Origin of the sequence: Enterococcus sp. C50, assembly GCF_040887505.1 — a bacterium.
Taxonomy (GTDB): domain Bacteria; phylum Bacillota; class Bacilli; order Lactobacillales; family Enterococcaceae; genus Enterococcus_B; species Enterococcus_B thailandicus.
In genome coordinates this window covers 351,487-368,213 of record NZ_JBFOFW010000001.1, presented here as the reverse complement: position 1 = coordinate 368,213, position 16,727 = coordinate 351,487, and the positions used below count along the sequence as shown (strand labels likewise).

Sequence of the window (16,727 nt, the reverse complement as noted above, 5' to 3'; positions counted from 1 at the left end):
ATGGAACGAATCTATATAATCGATGGTGCAAGAACACCTATTGGAAAATATGGTGGTATGTTTTCTGAAGTATTACCCGAACTGTTAGGGGGGACATTATTAAAAAAATTACTGAATCGAAATGAATTAACTAGGGTGGATGAGGTAATTACTGGCAATGTCATTGGCGGTGGAGGAAATGTAAGTCGTCGAATTTCTCTGGTATCGGGTTTAGATATCACTGTCCCCGCATTTACTATAGATCGCCAATGTGCTTCAGGATTGGAGAGTATCTTAGTCGCCACTGCAAAAATTAAAAGCGGAATGGCTGAGTGTATTGCCTGTGGTGGTGTGGAAAGTACTAGTCGTGCTCCATGGCTGATTGAGCGACCCACACGTCTCTATGGTCGCAATCCATTCATTTTAGAACGCGCTCCTTTAAGTATTCCAGAATACGGAGATCCTGCAATGGGAATTGTTTGCGAAAAATTAGCTGAAGGTCTACAGATTGATCGTTTGAAGCAAGATCAATATGCTTATGAAAGTCAAATGAACTATCAAAAGGCTAAATCAGCCGAGGTATTCTCGAAAGAAATTATTTCTTTCAATCAATTTCATGAAGATGAGTGTCCTAGACCTAAAACAACGATTGCTAAATTAAGTGCTTTGCCCTCAGCCTTTTGTCAAGGAGGGTCGTTGACTGCCGGGAACAGCTCTCCCCTAAGTGATGGGGCAGCTTTTTTACTTCTCGCTAGTGAACGTTATTGTCTAGAACATCAATTGAATCCTCTATTCGAAATTATTGATGGGGCATCAATTGGTGTTTTGCCTGAAAAATTTGGTTTAGGGCCAATTTATGCTACTGAAAAACTGCTCAAGAAAAATGAAATGACCTTATTAGATATGGATCGGATTGAATTAAATGAAGCTTTCGCAGCACAAGTTTTAGCATGTTTTCAATTAGAAAAATGGCCAGAGAACCGCGTAAATGTATCTGGAGGTGCCTTAGCCTATGGTCATCCTTTTGGTGCTACAGGGACTATCTTGGTCAGGCGTTTAATGAGTGAATTACAACAAAAAGACCATCTAAAAAAGGGACTTGTGACGATGTGTGTGGGTGGTGGACAGGGAACGACTTTAATGCTTAGGAAGGTAAGTTCACAATGAAAGTCAGTAAAAATATTTTAATTGGGAAAGATGAAATAGCTGAATATAAAGCCATAGTTCATTACGAAGGAAAAGAATGGCCCAAGTCTTTCCTATTGACATTGTGGCGCTATTTTTCTGTTTCAGAATTAGAAAAATACGAGCACTTATTAGTAGAACAAACTGTCGTTATCAAAAAGAAAATCATATTAGACCAAACTTATGAAGTTACACTTGAAAAAGTAGAAGTTCAGCAAAAAACGAGCATTGCTTTTTGGACATACTTATTAACGATTAAAAAGGAGGGGATTTTCTATGGAGAATGCCAAACCAAGATCTATGTTCGGACTGCTGGGAACCTTTAGTTTTTCTCTGACAGACTTACAAAAATATCAAGAATTTTCTAAGGATAAGAATCCTGTTCATAATACAGGTGTGGTGTTTGGAATTCAATTAATGGCTCGAATTGAAGGCTTGATTGAAAGAAAATTGAACCTAAATGTCACTGGAAAATATACTTATTATTTTTTAGAAAAGGTCATGGTTGGCGAAGAAATAAGCGTATATTTAAGTGATAACCAACAGTTCGAGGTATGGTCTTTCAATAAAAAAATAGGAGAAGGTGTTTTTGAACATGAATAAAGTCGCGTTAATAACTGGAGGTACAAAAGGAATCGGCCGTGGATTAGTAGAGACCTATTTGCTAAATGGCTATTCTGTAGCTACTTTCTCAAGTGAAAAGATCAATACCGAATCATTAAGAGAAGCCTATGTAGATTTTCCCGAAGACAAGTTGCACGTAAAAACATTAGATATTCGTAATGAAGACTTAAGTCGGAAGTTTGTTCGAGAAGTGATTGAAAAATTTGGCCGAATCGATACATATATTTTTAATGCCGGTATTTGCCAAGACAAATCTTTTGGAAAGATGACAGGAGAAGAATGGACAGAGGTCATTTCCGTGAACTTTACGAGTGCTTTTGGAATGACTCAAGAGGTCTTTCGACAAATGAAAAAGCAAACAGGACGGAAAACAATCTTTTTTATGACCTCTTTATCTGGTTTGGAAGGAGCTTTTGGTCAAGCCAATTATGCAGGGAGTAAAGCAGGGGTAATTGGCTTAAGTAAAAGCCTAGCTATAGAAGGAAAAAAATATGAAATCGAAGTAAATGCTATTTCTCCGGCAGCTTTGACAGATATGACAAGCCCAATTATCGAAAAAATTACTCAAAACTGTAAGAACACGGGAGAATTGTTCCCAGATGATTGGAAAATAGGTTCCCCTAAAGAAGTTGCCCAAAGTATTTATGCGCTTTCTAATTATAGCAAGCTGGGTACAGGAAAGATTTTTTCCCTTAATGGATTGAAAATCGAAGTTTATAAACCAAATGCGAAAGTATCGTTTTCTATGGAGAAAGAGAATGATTAAAGATTTATTTGATTTGAAGTATCCAATTATTCAAGGGGCAATGGCTCAAGTTTCTTATTCTTCATTAGTAGCAGCGGTTTCAAATCAGGGAGCTTTAGGCACCTTGTCTTCTTATGGACTTACTGGAGAACAATTAAAAAAGGAAATCCAACAGGTGAGAGAAAAAACAACACGGCCTTTTTCCTGTAACGTAATGTTACAACAAGTGAATAGCGATGAATTAATCGAAGTAATTCTTTCTGAGAATATCCCTATTGTGAGTCTTAGCGCTGGATTTAAACCAGGTCTTATTCAAAAATTGCAGGAAAATAACAGAAAAGTTATTTCGGTTGTAGGTAGCAAACGCCAAGCAACAAAAGTAATTGACAGTGGGACAGATTGTATTGTCGTGGAGGGAAATGAAGCAGGGGGCCATCTTGGAAATACGAAACTGGAAACTTTACTTTTAGATACCTTAGCGATGACTAAGATACCAGTTGTTGCAGCTGGTGGCATCATGACAAATAAAGACATACAACAGAAATTGCAAGTAGGAGCGGCAGGCGTTCAATTGGGGACTGTTTTTCTGCTTAGTCAAGAGTCTTCATTATTAGAAAACAGTAAAAAGTTATTGCTGAGTAAAAAGATCAAATCAGAGATATTTACAAAATCTAGTGGGAAAAAATTTCGGGCAGTAAGAGTAAAAGAGAACTATCTACCATGTGGAATTGGCATTGATAGGATTAATCAAATTCTTACTGTTTCTGAGATTATTAAAAAGCTAAATAGTGTCCCAAATAGTTCGTCTGATGACTAATTAAATTTTGAGAAATGGGTATCAGCGATCATTAAATCATTACTATTTATAGAATACACTGTTTTTTCATTCTAAATGAATTGAAAGGTTGTTAAATCAGCGTTTCACGCTCAAGTGAGGATTATTGAATAAAGCAAAATATTATCTAGCTGAACAACTTTACATGAAAATGCCCTGTCGTGTATACAATCGAAAAACAGACTCACTAAGGTAACAAAGCAATCAATGTTTTAATAAAGGTGTGCTTCCGATAAAAAAGTACAAAGGAATCAAAAAATTTATGATAGATTAGATGCTTTTGAAAAAAGGACTAAACTTATATCATGAAAAGTAAAAGATATTACCGCTATTTAAAGAATATATTTTGAAGAGCCACAGAGTATTGACGGAGAAATAATTGATAGTTGCGGAGTGAAGAAGCAAGATGGATTGTATGCATAAGGAAGATAATAGTTTCTTGTGAAGATTTCTAGTAAAAAATCTACTGTTTCGGAGCCACCTTTTCAAGCATGTGCTTACTTGCTTACGAAAAGGACAGGCTCTTTTGTTCGTCCTATTCATATTTTTTTAAAGATGATAAATAATACATGATGAAACAATATTTTTATTTTAAAAATCAGATATAATAAAGATGGAAAAGAAAGGTGCGAGTCTATCATGGAAATCAGATTACTAAAGTACTTTTGGACCGTAGCACAGGAAGGGAATATTTCTAGAGCGGCTAAATTATTGAACATTACGCAACCTACTTTAAGCAGACAAATTCGTGAATTAGAGGAACAGGTGGGAATGCCGCTGTTTCAACGAGAAAAAAACCAGCTCTATCTTTTGCCGGAAGGTGTTTTTCTAAAAGAACGAGCAGAGGAGATTCTTCAGCTAAACGACAAATTAGAGCAAGCTTTTTCCAATAAGAAAAAGAAAGAATTGACAGGAACAATTGTAATTGGCTGTGTCGAGGCGGATAATTCTGATACGGTGGCGATGATGTTAGAAGAAATGGTCAGCGATTATCCCAATGTCCACTTTACTATTGTAACAGGAACAAGTGATGATATTAGCGATCGTTTGGAAAAAGGTCTGGTCGATTTAGCTGTGCTATTAGAACCAATTGCGCTTAAAAATACAAAAGTTTTAAAATTACCACGAGAAGAAAAATGGGGATTTTTAGTTTCAAAGGAGTTAGTCATCTCAAATAATGAAAAAATAAAACCAGAAGATATCGCTGGGTTACCTATTTTGTGTTCTAATCGGATGGAAATTCAAAAATTATTGAGTACTTGGAGTGGCACCGCTCTAGAAAACTTAAACATAGTTGGAAATTTCAATTTGATTTTTAATATTTTTTCACTGGTAGAAAATAAAGTAGCTGCCGCTCTCACAATTGAAGGGGTTGTTTCCAAAAGACGGCTAGAAAATTCAGTATTTATCCCTATGGAACCAGAAGTGAAGACCAACTGTGTGTTAGTGTGGAAAGAACGGATTCAAACACCGGTTATTCAAGAATTTATTTTTCGTTTCAAACATGCTTTTGGGGCATAGAGGTATATGCAATAAGCATTAGACGCAAATAAAAACGAGTTGTACGATGAATTTATCAATCGTACAACTCGTTTTTATTTGGAAGTAGGAATTCGGCAGTTTGAAACCCAAGAATCATTGGCTCATAAAATTGTTGAATGTTTGAATGGAGGAAACAAACATGGTGAAACATGAAGAAGTGAAAAATGGTGTAATCTTTCCAATTGGCGAAAAAAATGATGCTTATGCACAATATTTTATTGGACAAAGTTACTTACAAGGATTAATTTCTGATCCAAAAATTAGCGTAGGTGTAGCCAATGTGACTTTTGAACCGGGCTGTCGGAATCATTGGCATATTCACCATGATGGATTCCAATTATTACTCGTAACTGGAGGAGAGGGTTGGTATCAAGAAGAAGGAAAACCTGCAAAACTTTTAAAAGCTGGTGATGTGATCACGACACATGACGGTGTTAAACATTGGCACGGAGCAACGAAAGATAGCTGGTTTGAGCATCTTGCAATTACTGCCGGCACTCCAGAATGGTTAGAACCAGTGGACAATCAATGGTATGAAAATTTAACTAAATAAAGGAGGAATACTCTGATGAAAAAGCAGACAGCAGGAAGAGAACAACTAGGTGAGTTTGCACCACAATTTGCAGCATTAAATGATGATGTACTTTTTGGAGAAGTGTGGGCAAAAGAAAACGAATTATCTGCCCATGATCGCAGCATGATTACTTGCTCCGCGCTTTTAGCATTGGGCGCTCCTCAGCTAGAAGCTCATCTCAAAATTGCCAAAGAAAATGGTGTCACAAAAGAAGAAATCACAGCGTTGATTACGCATCTGGCTTTCTATGCTGGTTGGCCTAAAGCGTGGAGCGCCTTTTCAATGGCAAAAGAAATATTTGGCAGTTAAATTTAAAATAATCGTCAAACTAGAAATTTAAAGGAGAAAAAATAATGATTTTACAAGAAAATTATCTGTTAAATAATGGGATGAAGATACCTAAAGTTGGATTTGGTACGTGGATGATTGATGATAAAGTCGTAGCCCAAGTAGTAGGAGATGCCTTGGCATTAGGGTATCGCCATATTGATACGGCTCAGGCTTACGGAAACGAGCGTGGAGTTGGAGAAGCAATTCGAGATTCTGGAATTGATCGTTCAGCTATTTTTTTAACAAGTAAAGTAGCTGCTGAGCATAAAACGTACAATACAGCAGCAAAATCAATCAATGAATCTTTAGCAAAACTAGAATTAGAAACAATTGATCTCATGATTATTCATGCCCCTCAACCATGGGATGAATTTCGAGAAGCAAATTATGATGAAGAAAATATTGAAGTCTGGCATGCATTAGAAGAGGCGGTGAGAGAAGGAAAAATTCGCTCCATTGGATTGTCCAATTTCAACCAGCATGATATCGAAAATATCTTAAAACATGCAACAATAAAACCAGTAGTCAACCAGATTTTAGCACATATCTCAAATACCCCATTTGGCCTCATTGATTTTTGTAAGAAAAACGATATTTTGATTGAAGCTTATTCTCCTGTAGGGCACGGTGAATTAATGAAAAATGTGGAACTAAAAGAGTTAGCTGAAAAGTATCAAGTTTCGGTTCCTCAACTTGCGATTCGTTATTGTTTGGAACTTGGTCTGTTACCTTTGCCAAAATCTGCTAATAAAGAACATATTAAAATGAATGGAGAACTTGATTTTAAGTTGTCAAGTAAAGATCTGGAAAAGTTAAAATCAGTCAAAATGATGGATGACTATGGTGAATCAAGTAATTTTCCGGTTTATAGTAAAAAATAGAGTGTTCATTTTTTGTTGCAATCATATTTTGATGTCTCTAAATTATTGGTTGATACGTTGTTTTCAAATCAGTCAATTTAACTTTCCCCACAAAGTTTTGAATATAATTCTTAACTACCAAAATTAATTTGAAAAGCTATATACTGATTTTAAAAGACAATAGTAGAGAAAAAATGTAACTTTCCTTATCACTATCATTTTTTTAACTCCCAGAATAGGGCAGTCGAGTCGGAACATCTTTAGTATGTTGTTTTTACTCAGGTAAAAGAGTTTATGCCATATACGATACTAACCTTTGAATCATGCAATTGTTCAAGTTCAACTAGACTTTTTAGCTGCCCGTTCAAATGCCTAGTTTATATCTAGCAAGTAATCAGTAGTAACTTCAAAAATATCGGCAAGTTTTTGAAGTTTTTCGGTAGTGACTTTTCTTGGAACGCTTTCAATCTTATTTCTAACAAATTTTTTCCTGATTCAGTTTGAGTTCAACTCATTTACTTAAGTCGGATTATGTTATTGATTAAATCATGATTATCCATAAGTAAAAAGCCTACCAAAGTTGTTTTTTCCACAATTATTATACCATCAACGTAAAAGGAAAAATATAAAAATATGATTTTTATACGGATATATCGATTTTTTTTTGAGTTTAATAGATGAAATTGTTGAAAAAGAAAAGTGACAGTCGTATGATATAGTGTTTGACTTAATATTTTAAGAAAAATCCAATGATGTTATTTTCTTAAAATATAAATCAAAAATTATCATTTTATAGATTCTAACGGTTAATAGGTTCAAACATTTCCCTGAAGTGTTTGATTAAGAAAAGTATCGGCGAAGTTTTCATATAGATTGTGAAGATTTGAAACAATTTCTTGAACATTTGAGTGATTGATCATTACCTTCGAATAAAAATAAAATTTGGCTATGGTTAATATTAAGTGCGGTGAACCGTAGTAACCTAAAAATACTGACAAAGTTGTCCGATTAGTTGATAGGATAACTATTGGATGGCGTTTCAAGTTTCACTAAAGAGCTTCTTGTTTTGGCTCCTCAACTGAGTGTTCAAGAGGTCATAGTTGGTTTGAATATTCTCTCATCTTATATACAGGTAAAATAACATTAATCTAAAAAATTCTTTTTGATCTGATAAGCATTTGCTAATGACTTATTAGTAGATCAAAAAGAATTTTTTTATTCTTCCGAAGGTAAAACTTGGGCCAAAACTCGGCTCAGATCATCGGCACTGGTTCCATCATCGTTAATCAACCATTCCTCGACTGTTCCCAGAACACCTCTGACAAAATAAGTGAAATAGTATTCAAGCAATCGTGGATCGTCTTCATGGTATCTAGTGGCAAAACTCTCAATGGCTACCTCGTGGACCTCTTGAAAAATAGCTTTGATTAGATGACTATTCTGATAATTACGGGTCAAAATAGAAGAAAGTGGTTGTGCTTCTTTTAAGATAGTGATTAGTCGACTTAGCCATGATGCCAACTCTTCATCACTGTCAATTTTAATTAAGGGAAGGATTTTTTCGATAAGTTGTGCTTCGATTTGGTGGAAAAGATCTATCGTATCTGTGTAATAATTGTAGAAAGTCCCGCGATTCACATCTGCTCTTTTACAAATATCGGTAACAGTAATTTTTTGGAGTTCTTTTTCGGACAACAATTCCAAAAAAGCTTCTTTGATTATCTTTTTTGTATAAATAGTCCGACGATTATTTTTGATTCCAGCCATGAGCATACTTCCTTTCATTTTTCATTTATTGAACAATTCAATATTTTTTGTCTACTCAATGACAACTCCAAGATCTTTGCATATTGTCATGAGTTCTTGAAACGATTATACTAACAACAAAGTATATAATCAACAGGGTGTTGAAAACATGACGAGGTGAATAAACATGAGCTATATTGAAGTGAAAAATGAGTCTAAACGATATCAAATGGGAGATACAACCATTACAGCTAATAATGACATCAGTTTCTCAGTTGAAGAAGGTGAATTAGCTGTGATTTTAGGTCCTAGTGGTGCTGGTAAATCAACGGTATTAAATATCCTAGGTGGAATGGACACTCCTGATGAAGGTCAGATTATCGTTGATGGGATGGATATCGCCAATTTTAATAACCGACAATTGACAGAGTTTCGGCGAACGGATGTAGGATTCGTCTTTCAGTTTTACAATCTAGTTCCCAACTTGACTGCAAAAGAAAATGTAGAGTTAGCTACTGCTGTATCACCAGACGCCTTAGATGTGGAAGAAACGTTACGCCAAGTTGGCCTTGGTGAACGAATGAAAAATTTTCCAGCTCAGCTTTCCGGTGGGGAACAGCAACGGGTAGCAATTGCCCGTGCGTTGGCAAAAAATCCTAAAATTTTACTCTGCGATGAACCGACAGGAGCGCTTGATTATGAAACGGGAAAACAGGTGTTGACGTTGTTACAAAATGTAGCTAAAAAACAAGGTCGGACGGTACTTTTAATTACTCATAACTCGGCAATCGCACCTATAGCAGATCGAATTATTCGGATCAATGATGCTAAAGTCCGCTCCGTGGAAATTAATAAAAATCCATTGCCTGTGGCTGAGATTGAGTGGTGAGGTTATAAAAATGAAAAATCTCTATATTCGTAGTATCTTTCGAGATATTCGTCAAAGTCTAGGACGTTTTATCGCGATCATTTTGATTATTTTCATGGGTGTCTTATTATTTGTAGGAATCAAGTCTATTGGACCGAATCTTGAAAAAACTGTCCAAGAATTTGTTACTAGCCATAACGTTTCGGATTTGCAAATTCAAGGAACAGCTGGTCTGACAAATGAGGATTTGGCTATTGCCGAAAAAGTTGCGGGTGCCAAGGAAGAACTAGGCTATAGTTTTCCTTATGTGGAAGAGCAGCAAGATCGTAATTTACAGATTTATTCTTATGCTAAGGATAAAAAGCAAAATAAACTGACGCTACTGCAGGGAAGTTATCCCAAAAATAATCAGCAGTTGTTGATGGATGAGAGCTTAAAAGAACAATACCCCCTGAACAGTAAGATCACGATCAAAGATAACCAATTAAAAGATGAGACTTTTACAGTCACAGGTTATGTGGCTTCTCCCATATATGTGGATAAAAAAGAACGCGGCGTTACGACTGTGGGAGATGGGATGATCGATGGTTACGTCTATTTACCTGAAACAGCTTTTGCTAGTGAAACCTATTCTATTTTGTATTTGCGTTTCTCCGATTTGAAAGAGACAGACATGATGTCCGATGTTTATAAGAAACAGATGATCGATAACGAGGAAAAATTACAAAAACTTTTTGATGAACGCAAAGAGCCACGAAAAACTGAGTTACAAGATATGGCTAATGAAGAGATTGTCAAAGGAGAGCAAGAGTTACAAGAAAATCAACAAAAGCTGAGTGATGGGCAAAATGAACTGAACACAGCGAAAGAACAATTGAGCAGTCAACAACAACAGTTGGAACAACAAAAAGCACAACTTGAGATACTTTACGGTCAAACTGTCGCTGATAACCAGTTAGCCTCAGCACAAAGCCAACTGGAACAGGCAGCCACAACACTTGCTGAAAAACAGGATGAGCTTACGGAAAACCAACAAAAATTAACAGAAGCGCAAGCGAAGATTGACGAATCGAAAAAAGATGTCGCAGCCATTAAAACACCCAACTACATTCTGACTCAAAGAAGTTCAAATCCTGGTTTTACAGAATTTACTAGTCTATCTGACCGAATTGATGCGATTGGAAATGTTTTTCCAGTTTTTTTCTTTTTGATTGGCATCTTGATTACATTTACTACTATTACACGTATGGTTGAAGAAGACCGAAAAGAGATTGGTACTTTGAAAGCGTTAGGCTATCGAAATAGTGAAATCTCACAGAAATACTTATTGTACGCCTTAATGACAGGGACTATCGGAACGGTTTTTGGAGTTATTGTGGGAACGAAAGGACTGCCACCTGTTGTTTTCACTATGCTGAAGAAAAATTATGTTTTTGAAAACTACCCGACTGATTTTTGGCCTTGGCCGATTTTAGTGGCAATACTTGCGGCTCTTTTTGCAACCGTTGCTGCCACTATTTATATCTTGATCAAAGATTTACGGGAAAAACCTATGGCGCTTTTGATGCCTAAAGCACCAAAGCCCGGAAAAAGAATTCTTTTAGAATACATTACACCTTTATGGAGCCGATTGAGTTTTAACCAAAAAGTGACGTACAGAAATCTTTTCCGCTATAAAGCTCGAGCAATTTTGACGATTCTTGGGATCGCAGGCTGTATGGGCTTAATGGTTGCTGGATTTGGTTTACAAGATTCTATTGGTGGCGTTGTGGATGTTCAGTTCAAGCAACTGAATCACTTTCAAGGAATCGTTACTTTGGAAGACGAAGCAAATGTCCAAAAGGCGAATAAAGTGCTAACTGCTGATGACAAAGTTAAAGAAAGTATGAGTATTTTTGCTGATCAAGTGAAATTTAAAAAAGAAGGGGCCAGTGATCTAAGTGCGTCGTTGTACGCGTTTAAGAATACGGATCGTGCCAAGGATTATTTCACCTTGAAAAAAGAGAATAAAAAAGAAGCTATAAAGATTACCGATGATGGCGCAGTTGTCACGGAAGGTATTGCGAAAGCTTACGATGCTAAAATAGGCAGTAATTTGACGATTCAAGATAATGAAGGGAAAAAAATGAAGATAAAGGTTAGTGGAATCGTAGAAAATTACCTTGGTAATACAATCTTTATGGATCAAAATTACTATCAAAAAGTAACTGATAAAGATTTCACTGAAAATACTGTACTCTTCAAAAGTCATGAGATGTCTTCTCAAGAGGAAGAAAAATTAGCAAATCAATTGCAAGACACTAATCAAGTGACAACAACGACTTTTATGAGTACGCAAGCAAGCAAACAAGCTTTTGCTAGTGAGAATTTACGACCAGTTGTCTTGATTTTTATCGTTTTGTCAGGCACGTTAGCTTTTGTTGTTTTGTTTAATCTGACGAACATCAATGTGTCGGAGAGGGAACGAGAGTTGGCAACAATCAAAGTTTTAGGTTTCTTTGACGGAGAAGTTACGATGTATATCATTCGAGAGAACGTTATCTTTACTCTGGTAGGCATTTTATTAGGATGCGGTGTTGGCAAGGTCTTGACCTGGTTCATTATTACGATGGCTAGTGCCGATAATATGGCTTTTCCACTTTTGATTCCGGGAATGGGTTATTTCGTTTCGGGCGCATTGACGGTCATCTTTTCTGCTATCGTGATGTTTATCACCCATAAAAAGTTAAAAGAAATTGATATGATTAGTGCTTTGAAATCGAATGAATAAAAGTAAAAAGTTTTGTAAGTAGCTATTAAGTCACTTACAAAACTTTTTTTGTAACGTAAAGTTGCGTTTAAAAAAGCAAAAATGTGTGAGTGCTGGATTGGTTATGAATGAAGGACATCAGATAAATTAATTTGATACAAAATAAATCTTTTAGGTTTTAAACAGAAGTTCATCTGTTACTTGGAAGAACTTAATCAAGTTAATAACATAAATGCAAAAAAGAATTGCCAGTTTAATTATAGGCTGCTGGACTGACAACAGTAGAAAGATACACTTTGACAGAATCAGAAGTAGCACACCTGTCCGTTCTTTTAAAGTCATTCACTACAAATTCGTCTGTTTATGGTCTCATTTTTGATCAAATATAAATTTTTTCTAAATGATTTCATAAGCAACTCTAAAGAAAATTCGTTTTTTTACGATTTATTTTGATATTCCTTGAAAAAAAAAGTAAGATTTTTATGAAATTAAATAAATATAAGTAAACTTGTTAGGTGAGGCTCCTAAACAAACACAGGCTATTGCGCAGAAACGTCGAAAGACGCCAATGTGTAAAATAGGAATTGTCGGATTAAGGCTTTTCATAAAATAGCTAAGAGAAATTCTTTACGTTGTTTAGTGCTAAAACTCAGACGATGAGATTAATTGTGTGGGACACCAGATTTGTTAGTTTTTTTAGCTAACGTTTGGTGTCCTTTTTTTGAGGCTATTTACTGTTTCTCTCCCGTCTTAACCAAGTGCTTAAAAAGGAGAGAGAACATTGTGAGAAAAAGAAAAACGATCGACTGGCTATTATTATTGCCCTATTTGGGAGTGAGTGTAGTCGGGCTCTTACTTGTGTTCAGTGCAAGTTCGTACAGACTGACAGCTGAGGGGCAAAATGCATTATCGCTATTTTATAAACAAGCTATTTTTATGGGGATGAGCTGGTTTGTGATTGCGGGAATCTATCGGCTAAAAAAGAAAATTTTATTAAAAGGATTCCTTGCCAAAAGTCTGCTGGGCTTGGGAATCGTTAGTTTGATTTTGGTTTATGTCATTGGCATAAATATCAACGGAGCACAGCGATGGGTTTCATTAGCTGGTATTCAATTTCAGCCTTCTGAAATAACGAATGTAGCATTGATTCTTTATCTGGCGTATTTTTTTCGGATTGAACGGACGAAGAAGGAAATGTGGGTACCTTATGTTTTAGTTTTATTTAGTGGACTATTGATTTTATTTCAACCAAAAGTGACAGGAGCAATCATTCTTTGGGGAATCGCACTAGTAATCATTACAACAGCACAATTGCCTTATCAGGTTTCAATTGGCCTTTTTCTAGCAACAATTGCAGGAGTTGCAGTGGTAGGTGGAACGATCCTTTTTCTAGGTAATCATGATCTTTTACCAAATTTGTTCATGCATACCTATGACCGTATTCAGTTAGTGAGAGATCCATTTTTAGATCCGTATGGAAAAGGATTTCAGATGAGTAACTCCTATTATGCGTTATATAATGGTGGCTTCTTTGGTCGAGGGTTAGGAAATAGTATTACAAAAAAAGGTTATCTACCAGTGGCAGAAACAGATTTTATTTATTCGATTTTAATAGAAGAACTGGGAATGATCGTCGGACTAATTGTTTTAGGACTTCTTTTTTTAATCATTCTTCGATTGTTTATGTTAGCAGCAAAAGAAACCAGTCAACAAATTAGTCTGATTTATTTTGGCGTTGGCACTTTGTTGCTCTTACAAACGAGTATCAATATTGCAAGTATCTTAGGGCTGATTCCGATGACTGGAATTCCACTACCGTTTATCAGTTACGGAGGAACAAGTTATTTGTTCTTATCGATTGCTTTAGGAATCTGCCTAAAATTTTCCTCGGAGGTAAGTGTAAATGATCAAGCGTTTGAGCAACGAGTTTAACTATTCTCTGTTTTTGCCGATTTTCATTTTTTATTTGATGAGTATAGGAGTGCAAGCGATAGCTGCTGATTTGGATGGGGTTGATGTCAGGCGTGTTATTCTAAAGCAAACGATTTTTTGTCTTGTCTCGTTTATCCTGCTAGTTGTCACCAGCAGGATTCCTGTATCAACCTTACTAAGATATGCACCGATTTTGTATGTGTTATCACTTGGATTAATGGCTCTCTTATACTGGTTTTATGATCCAGCAATGTATGCTTTAACAAACACAAAACGGTGGTTGCGAATTGGCTCGTTTTCTTTTCAGCCTTCTGAGTTGATGAAACTAAGTTTTATTCTTTTTATGGTACGGCTGACAGTTAGTTATGAAATGGAATGGTCTCAAAAAAATTTAACTAGAGACTTGAAAAGTGATTTGCGTTATTTAGTCAAGATTGCTATGTACAGTTTGCCAACCTTTTTGTTGATGTTTATGCAGCGAGATTTTGGAACGAGTTTAGTCTTTATTGCAATCCTAGGTGCGTTGTTTATTATTGCTGGCGTGCATTGGAAAATTTTGACGATTATTACAGGCATCGGTGCAACATTAGGTAGTACATTGTTAGTTCTGGTGTTCAGCGAATGGGGAAACAAGTTACTTTATTCCTTACATTTTAAGACCTATCAATTAGACCGTGTTCGTGCTTGGATTGATCCATTTCAATATAGTGACACGATTGCATATCAGCAAGTTCAAAGTCTTTATGCGATTGGTAGCGGTGGATTATTTGGACGTGGGATTAGCGGAATCTCTGTGTATGTGCCAGTTCGAGAATCAGATATGATCTTCACTGTAGTTGGTGAGGGTTTTGGTTTTATGGGCGCGGCATTCGTCGTTTTTCTGTATTTCTATTTGTTTTATCAAATACTTTCTGCGGCTTTGAGAACCAATAATAAAGCGAACCTTTACCTTGCAGTGGCGTTTGTTTTTGGATTGATGTTTCAAATTTTTGAAAACATCGGCGCAGCAATTGGTATTTTACCACTAACTGGGATTCCATTACCCTTTTTAAGCCAAGGCGGCACTTCGTTGATTGTGCTGGGAATTGGGCTGGGCGTCACGATGGGATTCAAGAAAAAAGAGCTTGTTATGAACAAAATAAAAGAATAAAAAGTGAGGATACTTTATGCGAAAGAAATTGTTTTTAAATAGCACTGTTGCATGGATTTTACTAATCATTGTTACAACAGGGGTTATGATGAATGCATCATGGCTTAATTATGTGGATCAAATCTTCATCCAATATCGATTCCCAGACAATACTTATGTAACTGTTTTTGTAGGCATGTTAGCGAAAGTGGCAACAATTGTTCCAATGGTACTCATTTTTGGTGCAATAGCGATTTTCTTACTAAAAACGAATCGCAAATCATTAGCAATCTGGTGTTTTGGAAATCTTATATTGGTTAGTGGTATTGGTTATGTCTTAAAACAGTTGATCCAAAGGGCACGCCCAGATCAATTACAATATCTTGCACGTTCTTCTTATAGTTTTCCGAGTGGTCACTCCGCGTTGATCATGACATTTATTTGTTCCATGATTGTGGTTTATGCTTTCAGTAGTCAAAAGATTCCTCTATCAATCAAGCTGGGTTTCTGTTTCTTATTCGTTATGATTGCTGGTGGTCGCATTTATTTGGGTGTCCATTATTTCAGTGATGTTTTTACTGGATTGTTGCTTGGATACGGTACTACTTTTGGAACAGCCGGACTTTTTTATCCATACTTGCGACAAGAAACATTAACTATTCAACAAACTAAAAAAGGTCATTTTTCAACGTGGCAAAAAATTTTACTAAGTCTTGTTACTGTTCTAGTTATCATTGTTTCTGGTTTGAGTGTCTTTGCTTTGCGCTTTTATCACAGTAGTCAAAAGATGGCAGACTCAATGTATTCGCCCGTTGAACGAAAAGGAAATACAAAGGCACCAGAAGCTTCAGAACCAATGAGTATTTTGCTATTGGGAATTGCGAATGATTCGAAAAGAAAAACCGACTACAGGGCAAATACAATTATGGTGGCAACCTTGAATAATCAGACAAAGAAGACAACTTTAGTCAGTATTCCACGAGATTCGTTTGTGGAAATCGTTGGAGCAGATTACGAGGATAAAATCAATCACGCACATTCAATTGGCGGACCAGAGATGATGATGAATACGGTTGAAACGTTTTTAGATATCCCAATTCATCACTATGTGTCGGTCAATATGGACGGGTTGCAGACACTGGTAGACGCAGTGGGCGGAGTCACTGTGGATAATGACTTTGCTTTTTCGGCTGAAGGAATTGATTTTCCAAAAGGAAAGCAACATTTGGATGGCTGGGAAGCCTTACAATATTCGCGAATGCGTTATGAAGATCCTACAGGTGATTATGGGCGTCAAGGTAGACAACGAGAAGTAATGGAATTGTTGATCGACAAAATGTTATCAACGAAAAGCGTTTTTAGTTATCAGAAAATTATGGACGGTATTGGGGAGAATGGGAAGACGGATCTGACCTTCGATCAAATGCAAAAAATCTTAACAGGTTATTATTCTTGCTTAACAACTATTGAAAGTGAACAAGTCCAAGGTGAGGGCTTTACGGGAGATGGAATTACTGGAAATGATGGAATATCTTATCAAAGAATACCAGAAGAAGAAGTCCAAAGAGTAAAAGATTTATTGCATAAACAATTGAACATGTAAGGAAGAAATTTTAGCGGAGGTCAGTT

15 protein-coding genes and 1 riboswitch are annotated in these 16,727 nt (G+C 36.2%); of the genes, 14 read left to right on the top strand and 1 reads right to left on the bottom strand.

Annotation, left to right across the window (positions count from 1 at the left end; translation table 11 throughout):
• The 9 genes from AB3I20_RS01630 to AB3I20_RS01590 all read left to right on the top strand — a co-directional run bounded on the left by AB3I20_RS01630 (position 1) and on the right by AB3I20_RS01590 (position 6,695).
• Positions 1-1,146 carry an acetyl-CoA C-acyltransferase gene (locus AB3I20_RS01630; RefSeq protein ID WP_368026859.1) on the top strand — a complete coding sequence of 382 codons (1,146 nt, stop codon included), beginning with the start codon at positions 1-3 and terminating at the stop codon, positions 1,144-1,146.
• Complete coding sequence (locus AB3I20_RS01625; RefSeq protein ID WP_067481818.1) at positions 1,143-1,490, top strand: hypothetical protein; 348 nt, start codon at positions 1,143-1,145, stop codon at positions 1,488-1,490. Before AB3I20_RS01630 ends, AB3I20_RS01625 begins: the two co-directional genes overlap by 4 nt.
• On the top strand, positions 1,441-1,767 hold the full coding sequence (locus tag AB3I20_RS01620; protein WP_143139943.1) for a hypothetical protein: 327 nt from the start codon (positions 1,441-1,443) through the stop codon (positions 1,765-1,767). The genes AB3I20_RS01625 and AB3I20_RS01620 overlap by 50 nt, the downstream gene beginning before the upstream one ends.
• Positions 1,760-2,554 (top strand): SDR family NAD(P)-dependent oxidoreductase, encoded by a 795-nt coding sequence (locus AB3I20_RS01615; protein WP_368026858.1) that lies wholly within the window; start codon positions 1,760-1,762, stop codon positions 2,552-2,554. The genes AB3I20_RS01620 and AB3I20_RS01615 overlap by 8 nt, the downstream gene beginning before the upstream one ends.
• Positions 2,547-3,350, top strand: a complete 804-nt coding sequence (locus AB3I20_RS01610) for an NAD(P)H-dependent flavin oxidoreductase (protein ID WP_368026857.1) — start codon at positions 2,547-2,549, stop codon at positions 3,348-3,350. The genes AB3I20_RS01615 and AB3I20_RS01610 overlap by 8 nt, the downstream gene beginning before the upstream one ends.
• Before the next feature lie 657 nt (positions 3,351-4,007).
• Complete coding sequence (locus tag AB3I20_RS01605) at positions 4,008-4,889, top strand: LysR family transcriptional regulator (RefSeq protein ID WP_368026856.1); 882 nt, start codon at positions 4,008-4,010, stop codon at positions 4,887-4,889.
• A gap of 160 nt (positions 4,890-5,049) precedes the next feature.
• Complete coding sequence (locus tag AB3I20_RS01600; protein WP_086270972.1) at positions 5,050-5,463, top strand: cupin domain-containing protein; 414 nt, start codon at positions 5,050-5,052, stop codon at positions 5,461-5,463.
• Positions 5,464-5,478: 15 nt separating this feature from the next.
• Positions 5,479-5,793 (top strand): carboxymuconolactone decarboxylase family protein, encoded by a 315-nt coding sequence (locus tag AB3I20_RS01595; protein WP_071869340.1) that lies wholly within the window; start codon positions 5,479-5,481, stop codon positions 5,791-5,793.
• 44 nt (positions 5,794-5,837) lie between these two features.
• Positions 5,838-6,695, top strand: a complete 858-nt coding sequence (locus AB3I20_RS01590) for an aldo/keto reductase (RefSeq protein WP_095803599.1) — start codon at positions 5,838-5,840, stop codon at positions 6,693-6,695.
• Positions 6,696-7,889: 1,194 nt separating this feature from the next.
• Here AB3I20_RS01590 and AB3I20_RS01585 read toward each other — a convergent pair.
• A complete protein-coding gene (locus AB3I20_RS01585) occupies positions 7,890-8,441 on the bottom strand; it encodes a TetR/AcrR family transcriptional regulator (RefSeq protein ID WP_067481836.1) in 552 nt (183 codons plus the stop codon).
• Between the two features lie 166 nt (positions 8,442-8,607).
• On the opposite strand from AB3I20_RS01585, the gene AB3I20_RS01580 reads away from it, so the two are divergent.
• From AB3I20_RS01580 to AB3I20_RS01560, 5 genes are all read left to right on the top strand, one after another.
• A complete protein-coding gene (locus AB3I20_RS01580) occupies positions 8,608-9,309 on the top strand; it encodes an ABC transporter ATP-binding protein (protein ID WP_071869338.1) in 702 nt (233 codons plus the stop codon).
• Between the two features lie 10 nt (positions 9,310-9,319).
• Positions 9,320-12,058, top strand: coding sequence for an FtsX-like permease family protein (locus AB3I20_RS01575; protein ID WP_368026855.1), 2,739 nt, complete (start codon positions 9,320-9,322; stop codon positions 12,056-12,058).
• Positions 12,059-12,537: 479 nt separating this feature from the next.
• Positions 12,538-12,705: riboswitch (M-box (ykoK) riboswitch) on the top strand.
• Positions 12,706-12,820: 115 nt separating this feature from the next.
• Complete coding sequence (locus AB3I20_RS01570; protein WP_368026854.1) at positions 12,821-13,969, top strand: FtsW/RodA/SpoVE family cell cycle protein; 1,149 nt, start codon at positions 12,821-12,823, stop codon at positions 13,967-13,969.
• The gene (locus tag AB3I20_RS01565; protein ID WP_071869335.1) at positions 13,941-15,119 is read left to right on the top strand and encodes an FtsW/RodA/SpoVE family cell cycle protein; all 1,179 of its coding nucleotides are present in this window, start codon (positions 13,941-13,943) and stop codon (positions 15,117-15,119) included. The genes AB3I20_RS01570 and AB3I20_RS01565 overlap by 29 nt, the downstream gene beginning before the upstream one ends.
• Before the next feature lie 16 nt (positions 15,120-15,135).
• Positions 15,136-16,701: a phosphatase PAP2/LCP family protein gene (locus tag AB3I20_RS01560; protein ID WP_368026853.1), complete on the top strand. Its 1,566-nt coding sequence runs from the start codon at positions 15,136-15,138 to the stop codon at positions 16,699-16,701.
• Positions 16,702-16,727: the final 26 nt, after the last annotated feature.